The organism is Rossellomorea sp. QJM3NY_18 (assembly GCF_056173145.1).
Map to the genome: position 1 here is coordinate 2,854,327 of NZ_CM149659.1, position 16,700 is coordinate 2,871,026.

Annotated in this window: 17 protein-coding genes; 1 reads left to right on the forward strand and 16 read right to left on the reverse strand. The window is 44.0% G+C overall.

Translation table 11 applies throughout. The annotated features are described in order from the left end of the window. Window positions 1-199: 199 nt before the first annotated feature. From AC0VXY_RS14785 to rpsU, 11 genes are all read right to left on the reverse strand, one after another. The gene (locus tag AC0VXY_RS14785) at window positions 200-586 is read right to left on the reverse strand and encodes a diacylglycerol kinase family protein (protein ID WP_475525685.1); all 387 of its coding nucleotides are present in this window, start codon (window positions 584-586) and stop codon (window positions 200-202) included. Continuing rightward, window positions 567-1,040, reverse strand: coding sequence for an rRNA maturation RNase YbeY (ybeY, locus tag AC0VXY_RS14790; protein WP_475525686.1), 474 nt, complete (start codon window positions 1,038-1,040; stop codon window positions 567-569). The genes AC0VXY_RS14785 and ybeY overlap by 20 nt, the downstream gene beginning before the upstream one ends. Before the next feature lie 2 nt (window positions 1,041-1,042). Next, window positions 1,043-3,202, reverse strand: coding sequence for an HD family phosphohydrolase (locus AC0VXY_RS14795; protein ID WP_435990101.1), 2,160 nt, complete (start codon window positions 3,200-3,202; stop codon window positions 1,043-1,045). Window positions 3,203-3,386: 184 nt separating this feature from the next. After that, window positions 3,387-4,346 carry a PhoH family protein gene (locus tag AC0VXY_RS14800; RefSeq protein WP_435990100.1) on the reverse strand — a complete coding sequence of 320 codons (960 nt, stop codon included), beginning with the start codon at window positions 4,344-4,346 and terminating at the stop codon, window positions 3,387-3,389. Window positions 4,347-4,349: 3 nt separating this feature from the next. After that, window positions 4,350-5,537, reverse strand: a complete 1,188-nt coding sequence (gene yqfD, locus AC0VXY_RS14805) for a sporulation protein YqfD (RefSeq protein ID WP_475525687.1) — start codon at window positions 5,535-5,537, stop codon at window positions 4,350-4,352. 11 nt (window positions 5,538-5,548) lie between these two features. Then, entirely contained in the window at window positions 5,549-5,833 is a 285-nt protein-coding gene (gene yqfC / locus AC0VXY_RS14810) for a sporulation protein YqfC (protein WP_435990098.1), read from the reverse strand. 57 nt (window positions 5,834-5,890) lie between these two features. Then, on the reverse strand, window positions 5,891-6,352 hold the full coding sequence (locus AC0VXY_RS14815; protein WP_475525688.1) for a hypothetical protein: 462 nt from the start codon (window positions 6,350-6,352) through the stop codon (window positions 5,891-5,893). A gap of 30 nt (window positions 6,353-6,382) precedes the next feature. Further along, window positions 6,383-7,384, reverse strand: a complete 1,002-nt coding sequence (gene floA / locus AC0VXY_RS14820) for a flotillin-like protein FloA (protein WP_435990096.1) — start codon at window positions 7,382-7,384, stop codon at window positions 6,383-6,385. Window positions 7,385-7,405: 21 nt separating this feature from the next. Continuing rightward, entirely contained in the window at window positions 7,406-8,716 is a 1,311-nt protein-coding gene (locus AC0VXY_RS14825) for an NfeD family protein (RefSeq protein WP_475525689.1), read from the reverse strand. Window positions 8,717-8,890: 174 nt separating this feature from the next. Further along, on the reverse strand, window positions 8,891-9,337 hold the full coding sequence (locus tag AC0VXY_RS14830; RefSeq protein WP_034757488.1) for a GatB/YqeY domain-containing protein: 447 nt from the start codon (window positions 9,335-9,337) through the stop codon (window positions 8,891-8,893). Between the two features lie 14 nt (window positions 9,338-9,351). Continuing rightward, window positions 9,352-9,525 carry a 30S ribosomal protein S21 gene (gene rpsU / locus AC0VXY_RS14835; RefSeq protein ID WP_032087602.1) on the reverse strand — a complete coding sequence of 58 codons (174 nt, stop codon included), beginning with the start codon at window positions 9,523-9,525 and terminating at the stop codon, window positions 9,352-9,354. A gap of 334 nt (window positions 9,526-9,859) precedes the next feature. On the opposite strand from rpsU, the gene AC0VXY_RS14840 reads away from it, so the two are divergent. After that, window positions 9,860-10,792 carry a Na/Pi symporter gene (locus AC0VXY_RS14840; RefSeq protein WP_435990095.1) on the forward strand — a complete coding sequence of 311 codons (933 nt, stop codon included), beginning with the start codon at window positions 9,860-9,862 and terminating at the stop codon, window positions 10,790-10,792. Window positions 10,793-10,822: 30 nt separating this feature from the next. Here the strand turns inward: AC0VXY_RS14840 and deoC are convergent, their stop codons facing one another. The 5 genes from deoC to prmA all read right to left on the reverse strand — a co-directional run bounded on the left by deoC (window position 10,823) and on the right by prmA (window position 16,692). After that, window positions 10,823-11,494 (reverse strand): deoxyribose-phosphate aldolase, encoded by a 672-nt coding sequence (gene deoC / locus AC0VXY_RS14845; RefSeq protein WP_435990094.1) that lies wholly within the window; start codon window positions 11,492-11,494, stop codon window positions 10,823-10,825. Window positions 11,495-11,721: 227 nt separating this feature from the next. Then, entirely contained in the window at window positions 11,722-13,386 is a 1,665-nt protein-coding gene (locus tag AC0VXY_RS14850; RefSeq protein ID WP_475525690.1) for a glycoside hydrolase family 13 protein, read from the reverse strand. Window positions 13,387-13,626: 240 nt separating this feature from the next. After that, window positions 13,627-14,961 carry a tRNA (N(6)-L-threonylcarbamoyladenosine(37)-C(2))-methylthiotransferase MtaB gene (gene mtaB, locus AC0VXY_RS14855; protein ID WP_475525691.1) on the reverse strand — a complete coding sequence of 445 codons (1,335 nt, stop codon included), beginning with the start codon at window positions 14,959-14,961 and terminating at the stop codon, window positions 13,627-13,629. 5 nt (window positions 14,962-14,966) lie between these two features. Beyond that, window positions 14,967-15,719 (reverse strand): 16S rRNA (uracil(1498)-N(3))-methyltransferase, encoded by a 753-nt coding sequence (locus AC0VXY_RS14860; protein ID WP_475525692.1) that lies wholly within the window; start codon window positions 15,717-15,719, stop codon window positions 14,967-14,969. Between the two features lie 31 nt (window positions 15,720-15,750). After that, complete coding sequence (gene prmA, locus AC0VXY_RS14865; protein WP_435990090.1) at window positions 15,751-16,692, reverse strand: 50S ribosomal protein L11 methyltransferase; 942 nt, start codon at window positions 16,690-16,692, stop codon at window positions 15,751-15,753. Window positions 16,693-16,700 lie beyond the last annotated feature (8 nt).

Sequence of the window (16,700 nt, forward strand, 5' to 3'; positions counted from 1 at the left end):
CATAAAAGAAAATGGGCTGTTATCATTTTGTAATAAAATAGTTAGATAATTCAAACTATTTATCAATTTTGTTCTTTGCTCCACTTATTCTATACAAGTATAAGAACGTTTTCAAATGAATTAAAGGCTGCAGGGAAGAAATCGCTTATTTTCTTCCCTGCAGCCTTTATTTTGCGGTCTTACAATGCTTTTTTTCAGATCAGGGAATCAGTTCCAAAAGCTTTGGAAGAAAGATGATGGTTCCTACGATCGCAGTACAGATTGCGAAGAGAAGAACCGAAGCTGAAGCCAGATCCTTCGCAGCCTTCGCCAGAGGATGATACCCTTCTATGGTAAGATCGACCGCCTTTTCAATGGCTGTATTCATCGTTTCAAGAGCAAGCACGGAAAAGACAAGGATGATCAGTATGACCCATTCCATGGCGGATACAGAGAGCAGGTAAGCAAGGAGGAAAACGACAATCCCTGCGAAAGAATGAATTCTGAAGTTCTGTTCCGTCGCCCAGACAGACTTCATTCCTTCCGCTGCATATCCAAAGGATTTTAAGAACCGGAATAAGCCGAATTTAGTCTCTTTTGAGTCCATATTCATCTAAAATGTCCTTTTGTCTCGTGAACATCTTCTTTTCCTCTTCTTCTTCCATATGATCGTACCCTAATAAATGAAGGAAGCCATGAAGGGCAAGAAAACCAAGTTCACGGGATACGGAATGGTTGTATTCTTCCGCCTGTTCTTTAGTTCGGTCAATGGAAATGATGATATCCCCGAGAACGCGGGGAATCTCTGCCCCTATGATTTCCACCTCATCCTCCCCCAGCTCTTCAAGGGCAAATGAAATCACATCCGTGGGCTGATCCTTTGCCCGGTATTCCCGGTTGATTTCCTGGATTCGGTCGTTGGTCACAAAGGTCACGGACACTTCGCTTTCATCCTCGATTCCCTCTTGTTCTGCAGCAAAGTTCAGGATATTTTGAACCAGCTGTGTCTGTTCCTCGGATACGGTTTCTGTTTCGTCAATAAAGTCGATTAATAAAGTCATGCCTATTCTCCTTTTGCTTGAAGTTCGGGGTACTCGATCCGTGGATGGAAGATTCCATTCAACGTTTCACATAGAGACCTCTTTACTGTCTCTAATTGCTTTAATGAAATATCACATTCGTTAAACTGCCCGTCCTGGAGGCGGTCTTGTACAATCGAATGGACAAGCTTTTGAATTTCTTCCTGGGTTGGTGATTTCTTCGACCTGACAGCCGCTTCTACACTATCCGCAATGCTGATGACAGCCGCTTCCCTCGTCTGAGGTTTAGGACCCGGATAGCGGTATTCTTCTTCCTTAACATCTTTCCCTTGTTCTTTTGCCTTATAATAGAAAAATTTCAACAGTGTCGTACCGTGATGCTGCTCGGCGATGTCGACGATTTCCTTTGGCAATTTATGTTTCCGGAGCATCCGGGCTCCATCTGAAGCATGACTAATAATAACATCCCGGCTTGTTTCAGGCGAGACCCGGTCATGGGGATTGCCCATATTCAGCTGATTTTCAATAAAGAAATGCGGACGTTTGGACTTCCCTACATCATGATAGTAGCATCCGACCCTGGCGAGTAACCCGTTGGCCCCGATGGCTTCACACGCGGCTTCCGCAAGGTTCGCCACCATGACACTGTGATGATAGGTCCCCGGCGCATCAGTCAACAGTTTCTTCAATAACGGTTGTGTAGGACTTGAAAGCTCGACCAGTCTCATGGATGAAAGAATCCCGAATCCCGCTTCAAAAAACGGGAGGAAACCGATCGTGAGGATGGAAGACATGATACCCGATACCAAGGCAAACACTATATAATACACATATTCGCTATTCGAATAGGAAGTACCGCTTAATAGGATTAAAAATCCAAGGATCAGGATATTGACAAGTGCTACGTAAATCCCAGCCCTTAAAATATTCGATCGCTGATTTCGGCTTACAAGGAAAAGAATTCCTGATACACCACTGAATAACGTATAAATCGCAATTTCGATATCGATGGATCCGGAGAACTGCTGGTGAAACACGATACTCGAGCAGGCAGAAAGGATGAAAACCATCATCATGGCAATCCGTTCATTCAGTAGGATCCTCAATATCATACCCGTGAACGCCGCCGGGAATATGAAGGCAATATCATTGATTTCCAGCTGCTCCATTAGTCCTACGATCTTCATGATCAAGAGTGATATGACAAAAACGATACTTGTGAGGATCAAGTAATTTTGCTTTCTTTCCTCGGTGACTTCAAGTGTGTAGAAGAAATAATAGAGTGAACTTATCACAACAAGGACGAAGAGTGCCAGTCCGACATATGGCCTGAAGGAAAATGTGTCCTCAACCATCCCCAGATTCTTCAGGATGCTGTATGTTTTAGGTGTGATCAGCTCCCCGTCTTCAACGATGACGCCCCCTTCAATAATTTCAACCTTTTCCACGTTTGCCTCGGCGAGCTTCTTTAACTCATCCGTTTTTTCAGCATCGTAGAATAGCGTCGGCTCAATGGCAACTTTCCCCAGCTTAACGGCAGCGGTGGATAAATCACCATTAAATGAGTAGTTGGTGATCCGTTGTTCCAAATTCAATTTCGCTTCATTTAATTCTTCCTCTTTCACCCCGTTTTCCATGATGATTTTCATTTGTGTGGTAACGATGGTCTCTACACGGGACAAGTCATCTTCTGACGCCTCAAGAAGCGTTTTTAACACGTCATCACTCAGACTGTTGGTGACATTATTATTTTTATCCTTCGGCAATTTAGCTTTCAGAAGCTTTAGCTGATCATTTATATTGGTACTTGGTGGCGGTTTTAAATCTTCCTCTTCCCCCGCCTGCTGTTTCGACTCATTTTTCACTTCATTTACACTTTCCAACAGAGAGTGAATCAATGAAGTAGAGTTATCGATCGCCCCTTCCTTGGGTGTATATACACTTGCCACTTCTGCCTTTGCTTCTTCCTTCTTCTTGGCAGTGGCCTCCTTATCGACGAATTTCTTAGGAGCTCTTATCGTAGTGGGGGCATCTTCATATAAATTAATATCCAGCGTTTTCGGTTTCACATTTCCATACAGGACACCGAAAACAATGATGCCGAGAAGCACAAATAAGAGATTGGTAAATAATCGGTAGCTGAGAAAGCTCCTTATTTTGAGTAGAAATGGGTGAGTTTGCATAAAGAACCCCCTGTTATGTATAAACAATTTCAGATAGCCATATGTAAAGGCATTTAGTAATTATGTAAAATGATAACAGTTTTTGACTTATTTATCTATGTATTGCCTAACAAAAAAGATTGATCCACGGCCAGGCCGGATCTTATGATGGCGGCATGGATCAACTGGATCAATCTCTCTTTGTCTATTTTTCGATTGTTTCATAGGCATCGATAATTTTCGCGACCAACGGATGACGGACTACATCGGCTTGATCGAGGTAAATGAACGACACTCCTTTAACATCTTTTAAAATCCGTTCAGAAGAAATCAATCCTGACTCGCTGCCCCTTGGCAGATCTACCTGGGAACGGTCTCCAGTGATAATCATCTTGGAATCAAAGCCGAGCCTTGTCAGGAACATTTTCATTTGTGCCTTCGTTGTATTCTGGGCCTCATCAAGGATTACGAACGCATCATCGAGTGTACGGCCCCTCATATATGCAAGAGGCGCGATTTCGATGGTACCCCTCTCAATCAGGCGGGCGGTATGCTCTGCTCCCAGCACATCATGCAGGGCATCATATAGGGGTCTGAGATAAGGGTCCACCTTCTCTTTCAAGTCACCTGGAAGGAACCCTAGGCTTTCACCTGCTTCCACAGCCGGCCTCGTCAGGATGATCTTTTTGACCTGCCCATTCTTTAAGGCATGTACAGCCATGACAACGGCTAAATAGGTCTTCCCTGTTCCGGCTGGCCCGATCCCGAACACCATATCATGCTTCTTGATGGATTGGATGTACTGGCGCTGCCCCAAGGTTTTTACCCGTATGGATTTACCTTTGGCGTTCTTTGTAATCTCTTCATTGTACAACTCTGTAAAATATTCAAGCGTCCCTTGTCTGCCCATTTCTATGGCATAATGGACATCACGCTGGCCGATATTGATCCCTTTACGGATCACAGCCACCAGTCGATCAGAAATATCAACGGCGAGACTTACATCTTCTTCTTTACCTGAAACCAGCAACTCTTCGCCTCTTGTTACGATCGAAACGTGTAATTCCTGTTCTATTAATTTAAGGTGGGAATCTGAAACACCGAACAAAGCGAGGGCTTCATTGGGGTTTTCAAGTTGTAATTTCATTAAGATTTCATCTGACATTCGTTAGTCTCCTTGAATAAGTGGTTGTCCTTCTGCAATATTTTCTATTACTTTGAAGTGAATGGTTACCCTAACTTTACCATTCTCCACCTTTTCTTGCAAAATTTTTCCCCCTCTTATTTCTGCATCTTCAGGGAGGGAGGATTCCAGGTTACTTTTGGCAAGCTTTTTCGCAGCCATGATTGCTTCGGATTTTGTATAGGTTCTCTCCACGTCCTCTTTCTCTTTCATGCTTCGGTCAATATAATAAACTGGTAGCTCCCATTTCAAAAAACGCAGTGGCTTTTTCGTTTCTTCCACAACGACGTCCTTAAATTCCGTTTTCCCGAATCCCCATACCTGAATATTCATTGAACCGAACCCAAGATAATGTTTTCTTTTCTCGTTTCCGCTGAACACGATAAAGCGTGACTTCAGCGGGAGTTCAACCGATGTCTTATACCATGTTTCCCCCAGTATCTTCGCTTTCGCCGAGACCCCTTTCGGCTCCTTTTCATTCCCGATCAGACCCGATACAAGGAGCTGTCCTTTATTGACGTAATCATTGACGTTTACCTGGGGATCCCCTTCTTCTACAAACATATCCGTGATGATGGCTTTCTTTTTGGCTACAATATGCTGAATGCCTGTTGATTCAGGTGGAACAGGGGCATTCTTTTCCACCACTTGAAAGTGAAAGGTTGTCCCTTGCAACTCCACGCCTACCCACGTGATATTATCCATCCTGTAGGATAACTCACGCTGAATGTTCTCTACATCGGGGATGGAGAACTGCATCTTCCCCTTTGAAACCCCCATCTCCTCCAGTTCCTTTCGTATACTGTGCTCAGTTTGAGGTGACGCACCTTTAATCTCTATGCCCCACACCATATTGGAAAGAAGGAATACGATGACGAAGAATGCCAGTCCACCAATCATGAAACCCGAATTTTTCAGTGATCTTTTGAATAGAAAAGGAACCCCCTGACCTCTTAGAAATGTCACTTTACACTCGGATGCCCGAACCGCTCTTCGGAAGTTATGTACATCTTCTAAGGATAAGTAAAAGGTGATGGTTTCCGTTCCCGCTCTCTTCACATTCCATATGGTGATACCAGCCCTGAGCAATTGATTGATGACCCGCTCGACTAATCTGCCTTCTATTTTGACAAATACCTTTCCCCTCAGAAAGGTGAACCATTGATTCTTCAAATCCGTCCCTCCTATTGTTCTAAATAGATCACTTCTACGATCTTCCCCTGAAGGAGAATTTCTTCCGGAAGGATCATCTTGATGACAAATTGCTCCCCTTTTATTAACAGTTGACCCTGTTTAAGCACAAGCCGCACCTCCCGATCCGTGAAGGTCAACAGACCCCGGTGATTTTCTATATAGATATGAATTTGTCCAATCATTGTGACGCGAGGAAGGTCCATCATGACATCTTCGGGTAAATCCATTTTCTGTGTCATCCATTTTCGCATCTGGTGCAAAAAGCTTTTCGCCATAAAAAAAGAACCCCCTTTCATCTCATATGTATGAAATGAAAAGGGGGTTCATCACTTTTATTTTTGATGATGGCGTTTTTTTGATTTCGGAGGACCGAACACCTCTGAAAAAATAAATCCTTTAACGATATCATCTTCATTTTTGAAATCAAGGATCAGACCCGAGTCGTCCCGAATCTTCTTTGCCCGGTTCTGGTGGGCTTCAAGTTTCCTTGAATATCGTTCTTCTTGTTTCTGAAGGCTGGAATAAGTAGAGTCTGCCTCCCTCTTTTTGTCTTCGAAACGGTTTTGAATGGAAGAAACGGCCTCTTTTACAGGCTCTTTATATGACCTTGGTTCCCTCCGTACGCTTCGTTCCCTCTCCACTCTTTCCCTGCCTCTTCCAACAGGCTCGGGAGAAGCGGGAGAGGCCGTTTGAATTGGCTTATGCCTCACGGGTTTATTGGAAGGAGGCTGTTTCACTTTACTGAATATGGATGTGATGATCCCAATCAATATAGCAATGATCAATGGCTCCATTGGGACTACTCCTTTCTGAACAAAGGGAGATTACTTATCACTCTTCGGATCTTTTTTATCCCCTGTCAGCTTTCCGATCGAGTCTCTCATTTCTGTATCGGCATCGATATTCTTCAAGTTCATATAGTCCATCACACCGATGTTACCTGACCTGAGTGCTTCAGCCATGGCAAGAGGTACTTCTGCTTCCGCTTCCACCACTTTCGCTCTCATTTCTTCTACCCTTGCTTTCATTTCCTGTTCATTGGCAACCGCCATCGCTCTTCGTTCTTCCGCTTTCGCTTGGGCAATGTTCTTGTCCGCTTCTGCTTGTTCTGTTTGCAGTTCCGCTCCGATATTCTTGCCGATATCAACATCCGCAATATCAATCGAGAGTATCTCAAATGCCGTACCTGCGTCCAGACCTTTTGAGAGGACTGTCTGAGAAATCAAATCCGGGTTTTCCAATACCTTTTTGTGATTGTCGGATGAACCGATCGTTGATACAATCCCTTCCCCAACACGGGCAACGATCGTTTCTTCACCGGCACCACCGACAAGGCGGTCGATATTCGCACGGACCGTAATTCGCGCCTTGGCCTTCACTTCGATCCCATCCATGGCCACACCCGCGATGAACGGTGTTTCGATCACTTTAGGGTTAACACTCATCTGAACGGCTTCAAGCACGTCACGACCTGCAAGGTCGATCGCAGCACAGCGTTCGAAAGACAATTCAATATTTGCACGATGAGCAGCAATCAGTGCATTGACCACCCGGTCTACATTACCTCCAGCAAGATAGTGACTCTCCAGCTGGTTGATCGTTACCGTAATCCCCGCTTTATGAGCTTTAATCAGCGGATTGATGATACGGCTTGGTATAACACGTCTAAGCCTCATCCCCACAAGTGTGAAAATGCTGATCCTGACCCCTGCCGCGATTGCTGAAATCCACAGCATGACAGGTACAAATGTAAATAATATAGCTAAAACGATAATGCCCACCACAATCGCAACGAGCAGTAGAATCGAACTTGGTCCTATAACCATATTTTCTTACCTCCTAAAGTATTATGAAATGTCTCTTACAACAATCCTTGAACCTTCCACCTTCACAATCTTAACCTTTTCACCTGCTTTAATAAAGCCGCCTTCTGTAACCGCATCGATTCTTTCATCATCCACGATCACGGTACCGGATGGCCTTAAAGGTGTCTTGGTCACACCCATTCTTCCGATCAAATCCAATCGATTCGCATTTGATACATATCCGCTTTCTGTGCTGGTGGAATCATTTAAAATGATTTTGTTGAAAAATTTCATTTTTTTACCAAACACCTTTACAAAGATAATCACTGTCGCAACGGCAATTAATAAAGCAATCAGAACTGATACCCCCATTTGCATCATATCGCCCCCAGCCAACATAATACTTGCAACGATCGCTCCTATACCAAGGACGCCCGCAAGCCCGCCTGGGAGGAAGAACTCCGCGACGATGAGAATGATGCCAATGACGAAAAGAACGATGGTTTCATATCCCGCAAGCCCTGCAACCAAGTGTCCATAAAAGAATAATACAAGGGAAATCAAGCCGATAGAACCGGCAATTCCAAAACCGGGTGAATAGAGCTCCACAATCAGCCCGATGCTTGCCAGGGATAAAAGAATGGGGACAACGACAGGATTCGTGATGAAGCGGGCGAGTTTTTCTGCGAACGTTTCATCCACCCGATTCACAGAGGATTTATCCACTCCAAGCGTTTCATACAACTCATCGAGGTTCTTGACTGTCCCTTCGGTATAACCGATTTCCTTCGCTTCCTTTGATCCCAGCGTCAATAGTTCACCTTTTTCAATCCCCAGCTCTTCTATGACAAGGGACTCATCTGCCATGGCCAGAGCATATTGAGGATCTCTCCCATTTGATTCAGCGGCACTTTTCATGGCAGACAGCCAGTAGCTCTGGGCTTTCTTATCAGCCGCATTCCCCTCCTGATCAATGACCGCTGCAGCACCCATCTGTCCATTCGGGACCATATAGATCTCATCTGCATGGAGGGAAATGAACGCCCCCGCAGACAAAGCATGGTCGTTTACAAATGCAATCGTTTTTACATCGATTCCATCAAGGAGCTGCCCGATATCGCCCGCGGCATCCACCAGTCCCCCAGGGGTATCAATATCGAAAATGATCAGTTCCGCATTGTCGTCTTCCGCATCTTTAATCGCTCTTTCCAAAAATGCATGAAGTCCCCTTTCCACCTCTTTTTGAATGGGAATAACGTATACCTTATCCGAATTCGCGGCAGAACTGATCAGCGGTTGGACAAAGGTGCCCCCCAGAATCAGCATCAATAATACAAGTATACTTCTTCTCAACTTAACCCCCTCGTTTCAGGTAATATTCCTTGATACTTTATGTACGGATGACCTACTATTAAAGTTTCATCTTTTTGAAAAAATATGTTATTAATAATGGATCGAGTCACCTGTTCCACCTGAAAATGATTTTAAAAAAACCGGAAAGCATCAAGCTTTCCGGTTTCTTTAATCTTATGATAGATGTTGAAGAACAAGTTTGTTGACGAGAGCTCCATCGGCTTTCCCTTTTAATTTAGGCATGATTGCTCCCATCACTTTGCCCATATCGGCTTTAGAAGTAGCACCTACCTCCGCTACCGTCTGTTCGACAATAGCAGAGACTTCTTCTTCTGAAAGCTGCTTAGGCATATATATTTCGACGTAAGTCAGTTCTGTTTGAATTTTTTCAACGAGGTCTTCGCGACCGGCGTTTTGAAATTCCTGGAGGGAGTCTTTCCGTTGCTTCACTTCTCGAGAAAGGACAGTCAACTCTTCGTCTTCAGAGAGTTCCTGTTTCCCATGTTTGATGGCTTCATTTTGAAGTGACGCCTTAAGCATGCGGATAACGGAAAGCTTCTCTTTTTCTTTATTTTTCATCGCTTGTTTCATATCATCATTTAAACGATTGAGAAGACTCATACTTACACCCTCTCTTAGAACTTACGCTTTCTTGCAGCTTCTGATTTCTTTTTGCGTTTTACGCTTGGCTTTTCATAAAATTCGCGCTTTCTAAACTCTTGTAAAGTTCCTGTTTTAGAAACTGAGCGTTTGAAGCGACGAAGAGCATCTTCAAGCGATTCGTTTTTACGAACAACTGTTTTTGACATCTCTCTTTCCCTCCCTCCGAACACACTACACTTACATGTTCAAGTCAAGAAATGGTTTGTACCAATTTCTTAAGACGCAGAGATTTCTGACGTCCTTTACTTCACCAATAGGTCATGGCTTTGCCCTTGTCTTTTTGTCACAAGGGGACAGAAAGTGTATGTCTTTCTTGGATGGATTCTTTAATATTATAAAGAAATCCATGTACTTTGCCATTATAATATATGATATGTGTCAGGTCAACAATTTATCATAAAACACTCATTTAAATAGGCATGTCTGATTGATTTCCCCCATACATTTGTATTAATCGTACTTGTATACAGGAGGAATCCGATGATCTTACATGGAATCGCTTTTATTTTTTTCATCTTATGTTTTTTATTCGGCATGACCTGGCTCAGGTCAGGGCTATTTAATATTGCAAATCAGAAAATCAAGACTTGGCTTCATTACCTCACGAGCACCCCAGTCAAGGGCGTCATGACAGGGACCATTGTCACCGCCTTCATTCACAGCAGTTCCGCCGTCATGGTCCTCACAGTGGGACTTGCTTCCTCCGGTCTGATCCCTTTCCGTCAAACCATCGGCATCATGCTTGGTTCGAATATCGGGACTACTTTCACCCTTGAAATGTTCACCCTGGATATGAACTATCTCATTGTGCCATCCATGATCATCGGGTGTGTACTGTATTTTTTTAGATCTCCACAGATCAGAAGCAGTGGCATGATCTTTATAGGCTTCGGATTGATCTTCACCTCGATCCGGGCCATCCAATGGCTTGCAACGCCTTTGACGACGCACGAGTCCTTGCGTTCTTACATGATTCAGGTAAATGAACATCTTGTCCTTGCATTACTGATTGGATGCGTGTTAACGGCCATCATACAATCGAGTACCGTCGTTACCGGAGTGACAATGGGGTTTCTGGCTGCAGGTTCGGTTGATCTCCATGCAGGAATAGCTATTATGCTCGGTGCAAATGTCGGCACTTGTATTACAGCCTTCATTGCAAGCATCGGAGGCGGCACCCAAGCCAAGCTGACGGCATACGCGCATATCTGGCTAAATGTGATGGGAGTGGCACTTTTCATTCCCTTTATCCCTCTGTTGGGTATAGTCGTACAGACGCTTGCCGGTTCTGCTGATCTTCAACTGGCACACGCCAGTGTCCTATTCAACCTTATATGTTCCCTGCTTGTTCTTCCATTCGCCAATTCGTTTGCCCGATTAATCGAGAAGGTTCACCTGCATAAAAAAAGCTGAGCGGGTACCCACTCAGCTTTTTTTATCTTATTAATAATCAGAATCGCTTGTTAAACCTTGGACAATTTTCACACCTGAGCTTGCTCCTAAACGAGTAGCCCCGGCTTCGATCATCGCTTGTGCGTCTTCAAGGGAGCGTACGCCGCCTGAAGCCTTCACGCCGATATCAGGTCCAACCGTTTTTCTCATTAAAGCGATATCTTCTACCGTTGCTCCGCCAGTCGAGAAGCCTGTCGATGTTTTCACATAATCCGCTCCCGCTTCCACGGCAAGTTGACAAGCTTTCACTTTTTCTTCATCAGTCAGAAGACATGTTTCAATGATGACTTTAGAAAGTGCCTTTCCTTTAGATGCTGCAACGACCGCTTCAATGTCACGTTTTACTAGTTCATGGTCGCCGCTTTTTAGTGCACCGATATTGATGACCATATCGACTTCCGTTGCTCCTTTTTCGATCGCATCTTTTGTTTCAAACGCTTTCGTTTCAGGTGTAGAAGCTCCAAGCGGGAATCCGATCACCGTACATACTTTCACTTCTGTACCGCTTAATAATTCACTGGAATATTGTACCCAGGTAGGATTTACACATACAGAAGCAAACTTGTATTCTTTCGCTTCCTGGCAAAGTACCTCCACTTGGTCTTTTGTTGATTCAGGTTTAAGTAAAGTATGATCGATCATACTTGCAATGTTCATAGTCATTAATTATCTCTCCTTTAACAGTTGTCCGTACCTCTCTTATCATACCAAAACACAGAGAAAAAGACGAGTACTTTGTAGTATCTCCCAAAATAAAGAAAACCTTTTCATATTCCTGCAAAAGGGTTGCATCTCAGTAAGCAAGCAGTAGTGGATTTCCACTCCAGATGCTCGCCTTCCGCCCGAGGAAAGCGAAGTCTTGCACGAAAATCAACAGCGGTGTAACACGATTATTTTAGTCGGTATACTCTCGCCTCGTATGGTTTGAGGGTCAACTTGCTTAACTCCCCATGGTTCTCTACTTCATAGTTGTTCAATAGAAGGTTCTCTGATGATACGTTTAGTTTACCAAGGTCACAAACGGCGTTCTTTGTGGAAAGGTTTGTGATGACGACCATGGATGTATTTTCTCCTGTGCGGGTATAGGCATAAATTTGCTTGTCTTTTTCAAGCAGCAAATCATAGATTCCGTACGTGAAGACGTCTTCCCTTTTCTTAAGTTGAATCATTTTCTTGTAGAAGTTGAGGATGGACTTTTCATCTTTTTCCTGTGCTTCTACGTTGATCGTCTTATAGTTTGGATTCACTTTCATCCAAGGTGATCCACTTGTGAATCCGCTGTTTTCCCCGGCTGACCATTGCATCGGTGTTCTGCTGTTATCACGGGACGAAGCCCAGATGATTTCCATGATATCTTGATGAGGGACCCCTTCTTCACGTTTTAGACGGTATAGATTTTTCACGGCTACATCATCATAATCTTCGATGGAAGGAAATTGAACGTTTGTCATTCCGATTTCCTGTCCCTGATAGATGAAAGGTGTCCCCTGCATCAGGAAATACATGGCTGCCATCGCTGTGGCACTTTCTTTCCAGTACTCCTTGTCGTTCCCCCAAGTCGAAACAACACGGGCTTTATCATGATTTTCGATGAAAAGGGCATTCCAGCCGTTTCCTTCCAGCCCTTTTTGCCAACGAGTGAGCACCTTTTTCAATTCAACGATGTCGAGAACCGGATTTGTTTCCGCATCCCACAATCCAAGATGTTCAAATTGAAAGATCATATCCATCTTTCCGTTCTCTTTACCGACCCATAGTTCCGCTTCATCTGCCTTCACACCGTTTGCTTCTCCAACCGACATCACGTCATAATTGGCATACGTACGATCCTTGAATTCCTGAAGGAACGTATGGATCCCTTTTTGATTCATATGCATGTCAAAGGAAGAAACGTATTTTTCCTTCTTCGGATTCGGCATATCCGGCAGACCAGCACGCTTCTTTATATGACTGATAGCATCGATTCTGAAGCCGTCGATTCCTTTATCCAGCCACCAATTCACCGTATCATATAGTGCCTCACGCACTTCTTCGTTTTCCCAATTCAGATCTGGCTGCTTCGTCGAGAAGACATGGAGGAAGTATTGCTCCGTTTCTTCATCATACTGCCAGGCAGATCCCCCGAAAATACTTTCCCAGTTGTTCGGTTCTTTGCCTTTCACGGCATCTCTCCAAATATACCAATCACGCTTTGGATTGTCCTTTGAACTTTTTGATTCGATAAACCAAGGGTGCTCATCACTAGTATGGTTCAGGACAAGGTCTATGATGAGTTTCATATCTCTATTATGAACTTCTTTCAATAATTGGTCGAAGTCTTCCATCGTTCCGAAATCTTCCATGATATCCTGATAATCCGAAATATCATAACCATTATCGTCATTAGGGGATTTATACATTGGACAGATCCAAATCACATCGATCCCTAACTCTTTAATATAATCCAAACGCTGAATGACTCCCTGTAAGTCCCCGATTCCGTCACCGTTTGAATCCTGGAAACTTCTAGGATAGATTTGGTATCCCACTGCCTCTTTACGCCATGCCTTTTTCATCGTAACACCTCATCAAAGTATAGTAAGATACAAACGCTTACATTTAATGCAATCGTTTGCACTATTGTTTAAAAAAAAGACTCTTTTCAAATATTCGATTAACAATACTAGTTTACAACCTTCTTCTGCACTAATCAATAGATAATTCGATTCTAACAAAAAAAGAAAGTGGTTACAAAGTATTATTGTGCGAAAATAAAATGCAAGGCACCCGAGCGAAACGTCAGGTGCCTTCATCTATTAAATGGCTGCTTTTTCTTCTGATTCTTCAAGTACTCGTACAAATTGGCCTTCGTTTAAAGGATAACCTGCTTTGGTGAGTTTCACTTTCACAAGCTTCCCTACCATCTCTTCGGTTGCAGGGAACACCACTTTCAAGTAGTTATCCGTGTATCCTACATAGAGGTCATCCTGATAGATTTCTTCAGGGATTACCTCCAGTACTTCGTTTTCGAATACTGAAGCGTATTCTTTCGCTAATTGGTTCGAAAGTTCAATTAAGCGGTGGACACGTGCGTTCTTGATGTCTTCATCAATCTGATCGTCCATTCGGGCTGCAGGCGTGCCTGTCCGTTTTGAATAAGGGAAAACGTGAAGCTCAGAGAATTTATGCTCTTTGATGAAATGATACGTTTCCATGAATTCTTCTTCCGTTTCACCAGGGAAACCAACAATGACATCGGATGTAACGGCCAGTCCGGGAAGGGCTTTTTTAAGCTTCTCTAAACGCTCGGCAAAAAATTCCATCGTATATTTTCTGCGCATTCTCTTTAGGACCGTGTTGGATCCTGATTGAAGTGGAATGTGCAGATGCCTTACCACGATATCGGATTGATCGATCACTTCAATGACTTCATCCGTCAATTGACTCGCTTCGATGGAGGATATGCGAATTCTCTTAAGACCCTTCACATTTTGCTCAAGATCTTTAAGGAGCATAGCAAGATTGTAATCTTTCATATCCTCTCCGTAACCGCCTGTATGGATCCCTGTCAAGACGATTTCTTTATATCCTGCATCAACAAGCTGCTGGGCCTGGTGAATGACTTCTTCTGGGTCGCGGGATCTCATCAGCCCACGTGCCCAGGGAATGATACAGAACGTACAGAAATTGTTGCAGCCTTCCTGGATCTTAAGCGAGGCACGGGTACGGTCCGTGAAGGCCGGGACATCCAATTCTTCGTACACGCGATTCTTCATTATATTTGTGACGCCATTGATCGGTTGACGCTCTTTTTTGTATTCCTCGATATACGTAAGCATTTTCCTGCGATCCTGTGTGCCGACAACGACATCGACTCCCGGGATGGCCATGATTTCGGCTGGGGACGTTTGGGCATAGCAACCTGTTACACAGATGACCCCGTCAGGATTTTTCCGGATGGCACGGCGGATGACCTGCCTGCTTTTCTTATCCCCTGTATTGGTTACAGTACATGTATTGATGACATACACATCTGCGATCGAGTCATATTCTACGCGTTCATACCCTTCTTCTTTAAATAGTTGCCAGATGGCTTCAGTTTCGTAGTGGTTCACTTTACACCCTAGAGTGTGAAACGCTACTGATGGCATTACAATCACCTCATAAGTTCTAATTGATAGCTGATGGCTGAGAGAACATATAATGGAGCCGTCTCCGTTCGGAGGATCCTTGGGCCAAGGCCGCATGTAAGAAAGCCTCCGCTCCTCAACATCTCTATTTCTTTCTCCGATAATCCACCTTCTGGGCCGAATACGACCAGTACACTTTGCCCGTTACCGATGGAGGACAACATCTTTGACAGGTTCCCTTTTTCACCGGCACGTGCTTCTTCTTCATATGCGACAAGTTTATAATCGAACTGACTGCCTGCTTGAATCAATTGTTTAATTGAAAGGGGTGCAGAGACATCAGGGACGAGAAGTCTATGCGACTGTTCAGCCGCTTCCTTCACAATCTTTTCCCAACGCTCTATCTTTTTCTTTGCTTTTTTTTCGTCCCACTTCACAATGGAGCGATCCGCATTAAAAGGGATAAATTGAGTGGCTCCAAGCTCTGTTCCCTTTTGGAAAATCAACTCCAATTTATCCCCTTTCGGCAGTCCGCTCGCAATGGATACTTTAATTGGTAATTCTTTCGTCGATGTTTCCCATTGTACTATTGATAGCTTGACTGCGTCACTGGTAATCGTTTCAATACGGGTGATCGCTGATGCCTGATCCTTGAAGACAACGAATACTTCATCCTGTTCCTTCATTCTCATGACACGGACAATATGATGATAATCATCCCCCGTGATTGTAATCGGATCATTTTCTCGATATAGGTCTTCTATAAAATATCGTTGCATACAGTCTCAACTCCACCGTTTTCACTTTGTATTATTCAGGTTTTATAGCGATGATCGCAACCCAGTCTTCCATTACCATGATCTCTTCGATATGGAAACCGGCAGCTTCCAAAGAGTCACGTACTTCCTGCTTTTTAGGCTGGATGATTCCGGAAGTGATAAAATATCCACCCGGCTTCACAAGCTCGTATGCGTCTTCTGTAAAGCGCAGGATGATTTCAGCCAGGATGTTCGCCACGATCACATCAGCCTGTCCGGTCACCCCGTTCAATAGATTGTTGGCATCCACCGATACCGTTTCCTGAACTTTGTTCAACTTTACATTCAGCCTTGCTGAACGAACCGCGACTTCATCCAGGTCATATGCACGTACTTGGTCAGCAGCTAATAAAGCCGATGCAATGGATAATACACCTGAGCCCGTGCCGACATCAATGACGGAATCATGTTCTTTTACGATCCGCTCAAGTGCCTGGATACACATGACGGTAGTAGGGTGAGTACCCGTTCCGAACGCCATGCCCGGATCCAGCTCAATGATGAGTTCATCACTGTGTACCGGAGTATAATCTTCCCAGGTTGGAACAATCGTAAATTTATCGGAAATCTTCACCGGATGGTAATATTTCTTCCAAGCCGTAGCCCACTCTTCTTCATTCACTTCAGAAATCTCCACTTTGTTTTCACCAATGTCGATATCATACGTAACGAGGTTCGTGATGCCCTGCTTGATCTCGTCAACGGTTTCCCCCAGGAAACTATTGACGGGCAAATAGGCTTTGACCATGACGCCATCAGATGGGTAGTCATCAGGGTTGAGTTGGTAGATCTCTCCAAACATATCTTCTCTTTCCTTAACTAATTCGGCAGGATCTTCAATAACCACACCGCTTGCCCCTGATTCATGAAGAATGTTTGAAATCGGCTCAATCGCTTCATTCGTTGTAAGAATACTGATTTCTGACCATTTCATTGATCTAC

Coding starts and splice junctions, on each gene's coding strand:
- AC0VXY_RS14785 (WP_475525685.1), bottom strand. CDS start 586: ATGGACTCAAAAGAGACTAAATTCGGCTTATTCCGGTTCTTAAAATCC.
- ybeY (WP_475525686.1), bottom strand. CDS start 1,040: ATGACTTTATTAATCGACTTTATTGACGAAACAGAAACCGTATCCGAG.
- AC0VXY_RS14795 (WP_435990101.1), bottom strand. CDS start 3,202: ATGCAAACTCACCCATTTCTACTCAAAATAAGGAGCTTTCTCAGCTAC.
- AC0VXY_RS14800 (WP_435990100.1), bottom strand. CDS start 4,346: ATGTCAGATGAAATCTTAATGAAATTACAACTTGAAAACCCCAATGAA.
- yqfC (WP_435990098.1), bottom strand. CDS start 5,833: ATGGCGAAAAGCTTTTTGCACCAGATGCGAAAATGGATGACACAGAAA.
- AC0VXY_RS14815 (WP_475525688.1), bottom strand. CDS start 6,352: ATGGAGCCATTGATCATTGCTATATTGATTGGGATCATCACATCCATA.
- floA (WP_435990096.1), bottom strand. CDS start 7,384: ATGGTTATAGGACCAAGTTCGATTCTACTGCTCGTTGCGATTGTGGTG.
- AC0VXY_RS14830 (WP_034757488.1), bottom strand. CDS start 9,337: ATGAGTCTTCTCAATCGTTTAAATGATGATATGAAACAAGCGATGAAA.
- rpsU (WP_032087602.1), bottom strand. CDS start 9,525: ATGTCAAAAACAGTTGTTCGTAAAAACGAATCGCTTGAAGATGCTCTT.
- AC0VXY_RS14840 (WP_435990095.1), top strand. CDS start 9,860: ATGATCTTACATGGAATCGCTTTTATTTTTTTCATCTTATGTTTTTTA.
- deoC (WP_435990094.1), bottom strand. CDS start 11,494: ATGACTATGAACATTGCAAGTATGATCGATCATACTTTACTTAAACCT.
- AC0VXY_RS14850 (WP_475525690.1), bottom strand. CDS start 13,386: ATGAAAAAGGCATGGCGTAAAGAGGCAGTGGGATACCAAATCTATCCT.
- mtaB (WP_475525691.1), bottom strand. CDS start 14,961: ATGCCATCAGTAGCGTTTCACACTCTAGGGTGTAAAGTGAACCACTAC.
- AC0VXY_RS14860 (WP_475525692.1), bottom strand. CDS start 15,719: ATGCAACGATATTTTATAGAAGACCTATATCGAGAAAATGATCCGATT.
- prmA (WP_435990090.1), bottom strand. CDS start 16,692: ATGAAATGGTCAGAAATCAGTATTCTTACAACGAATGAAGCGATTGAG.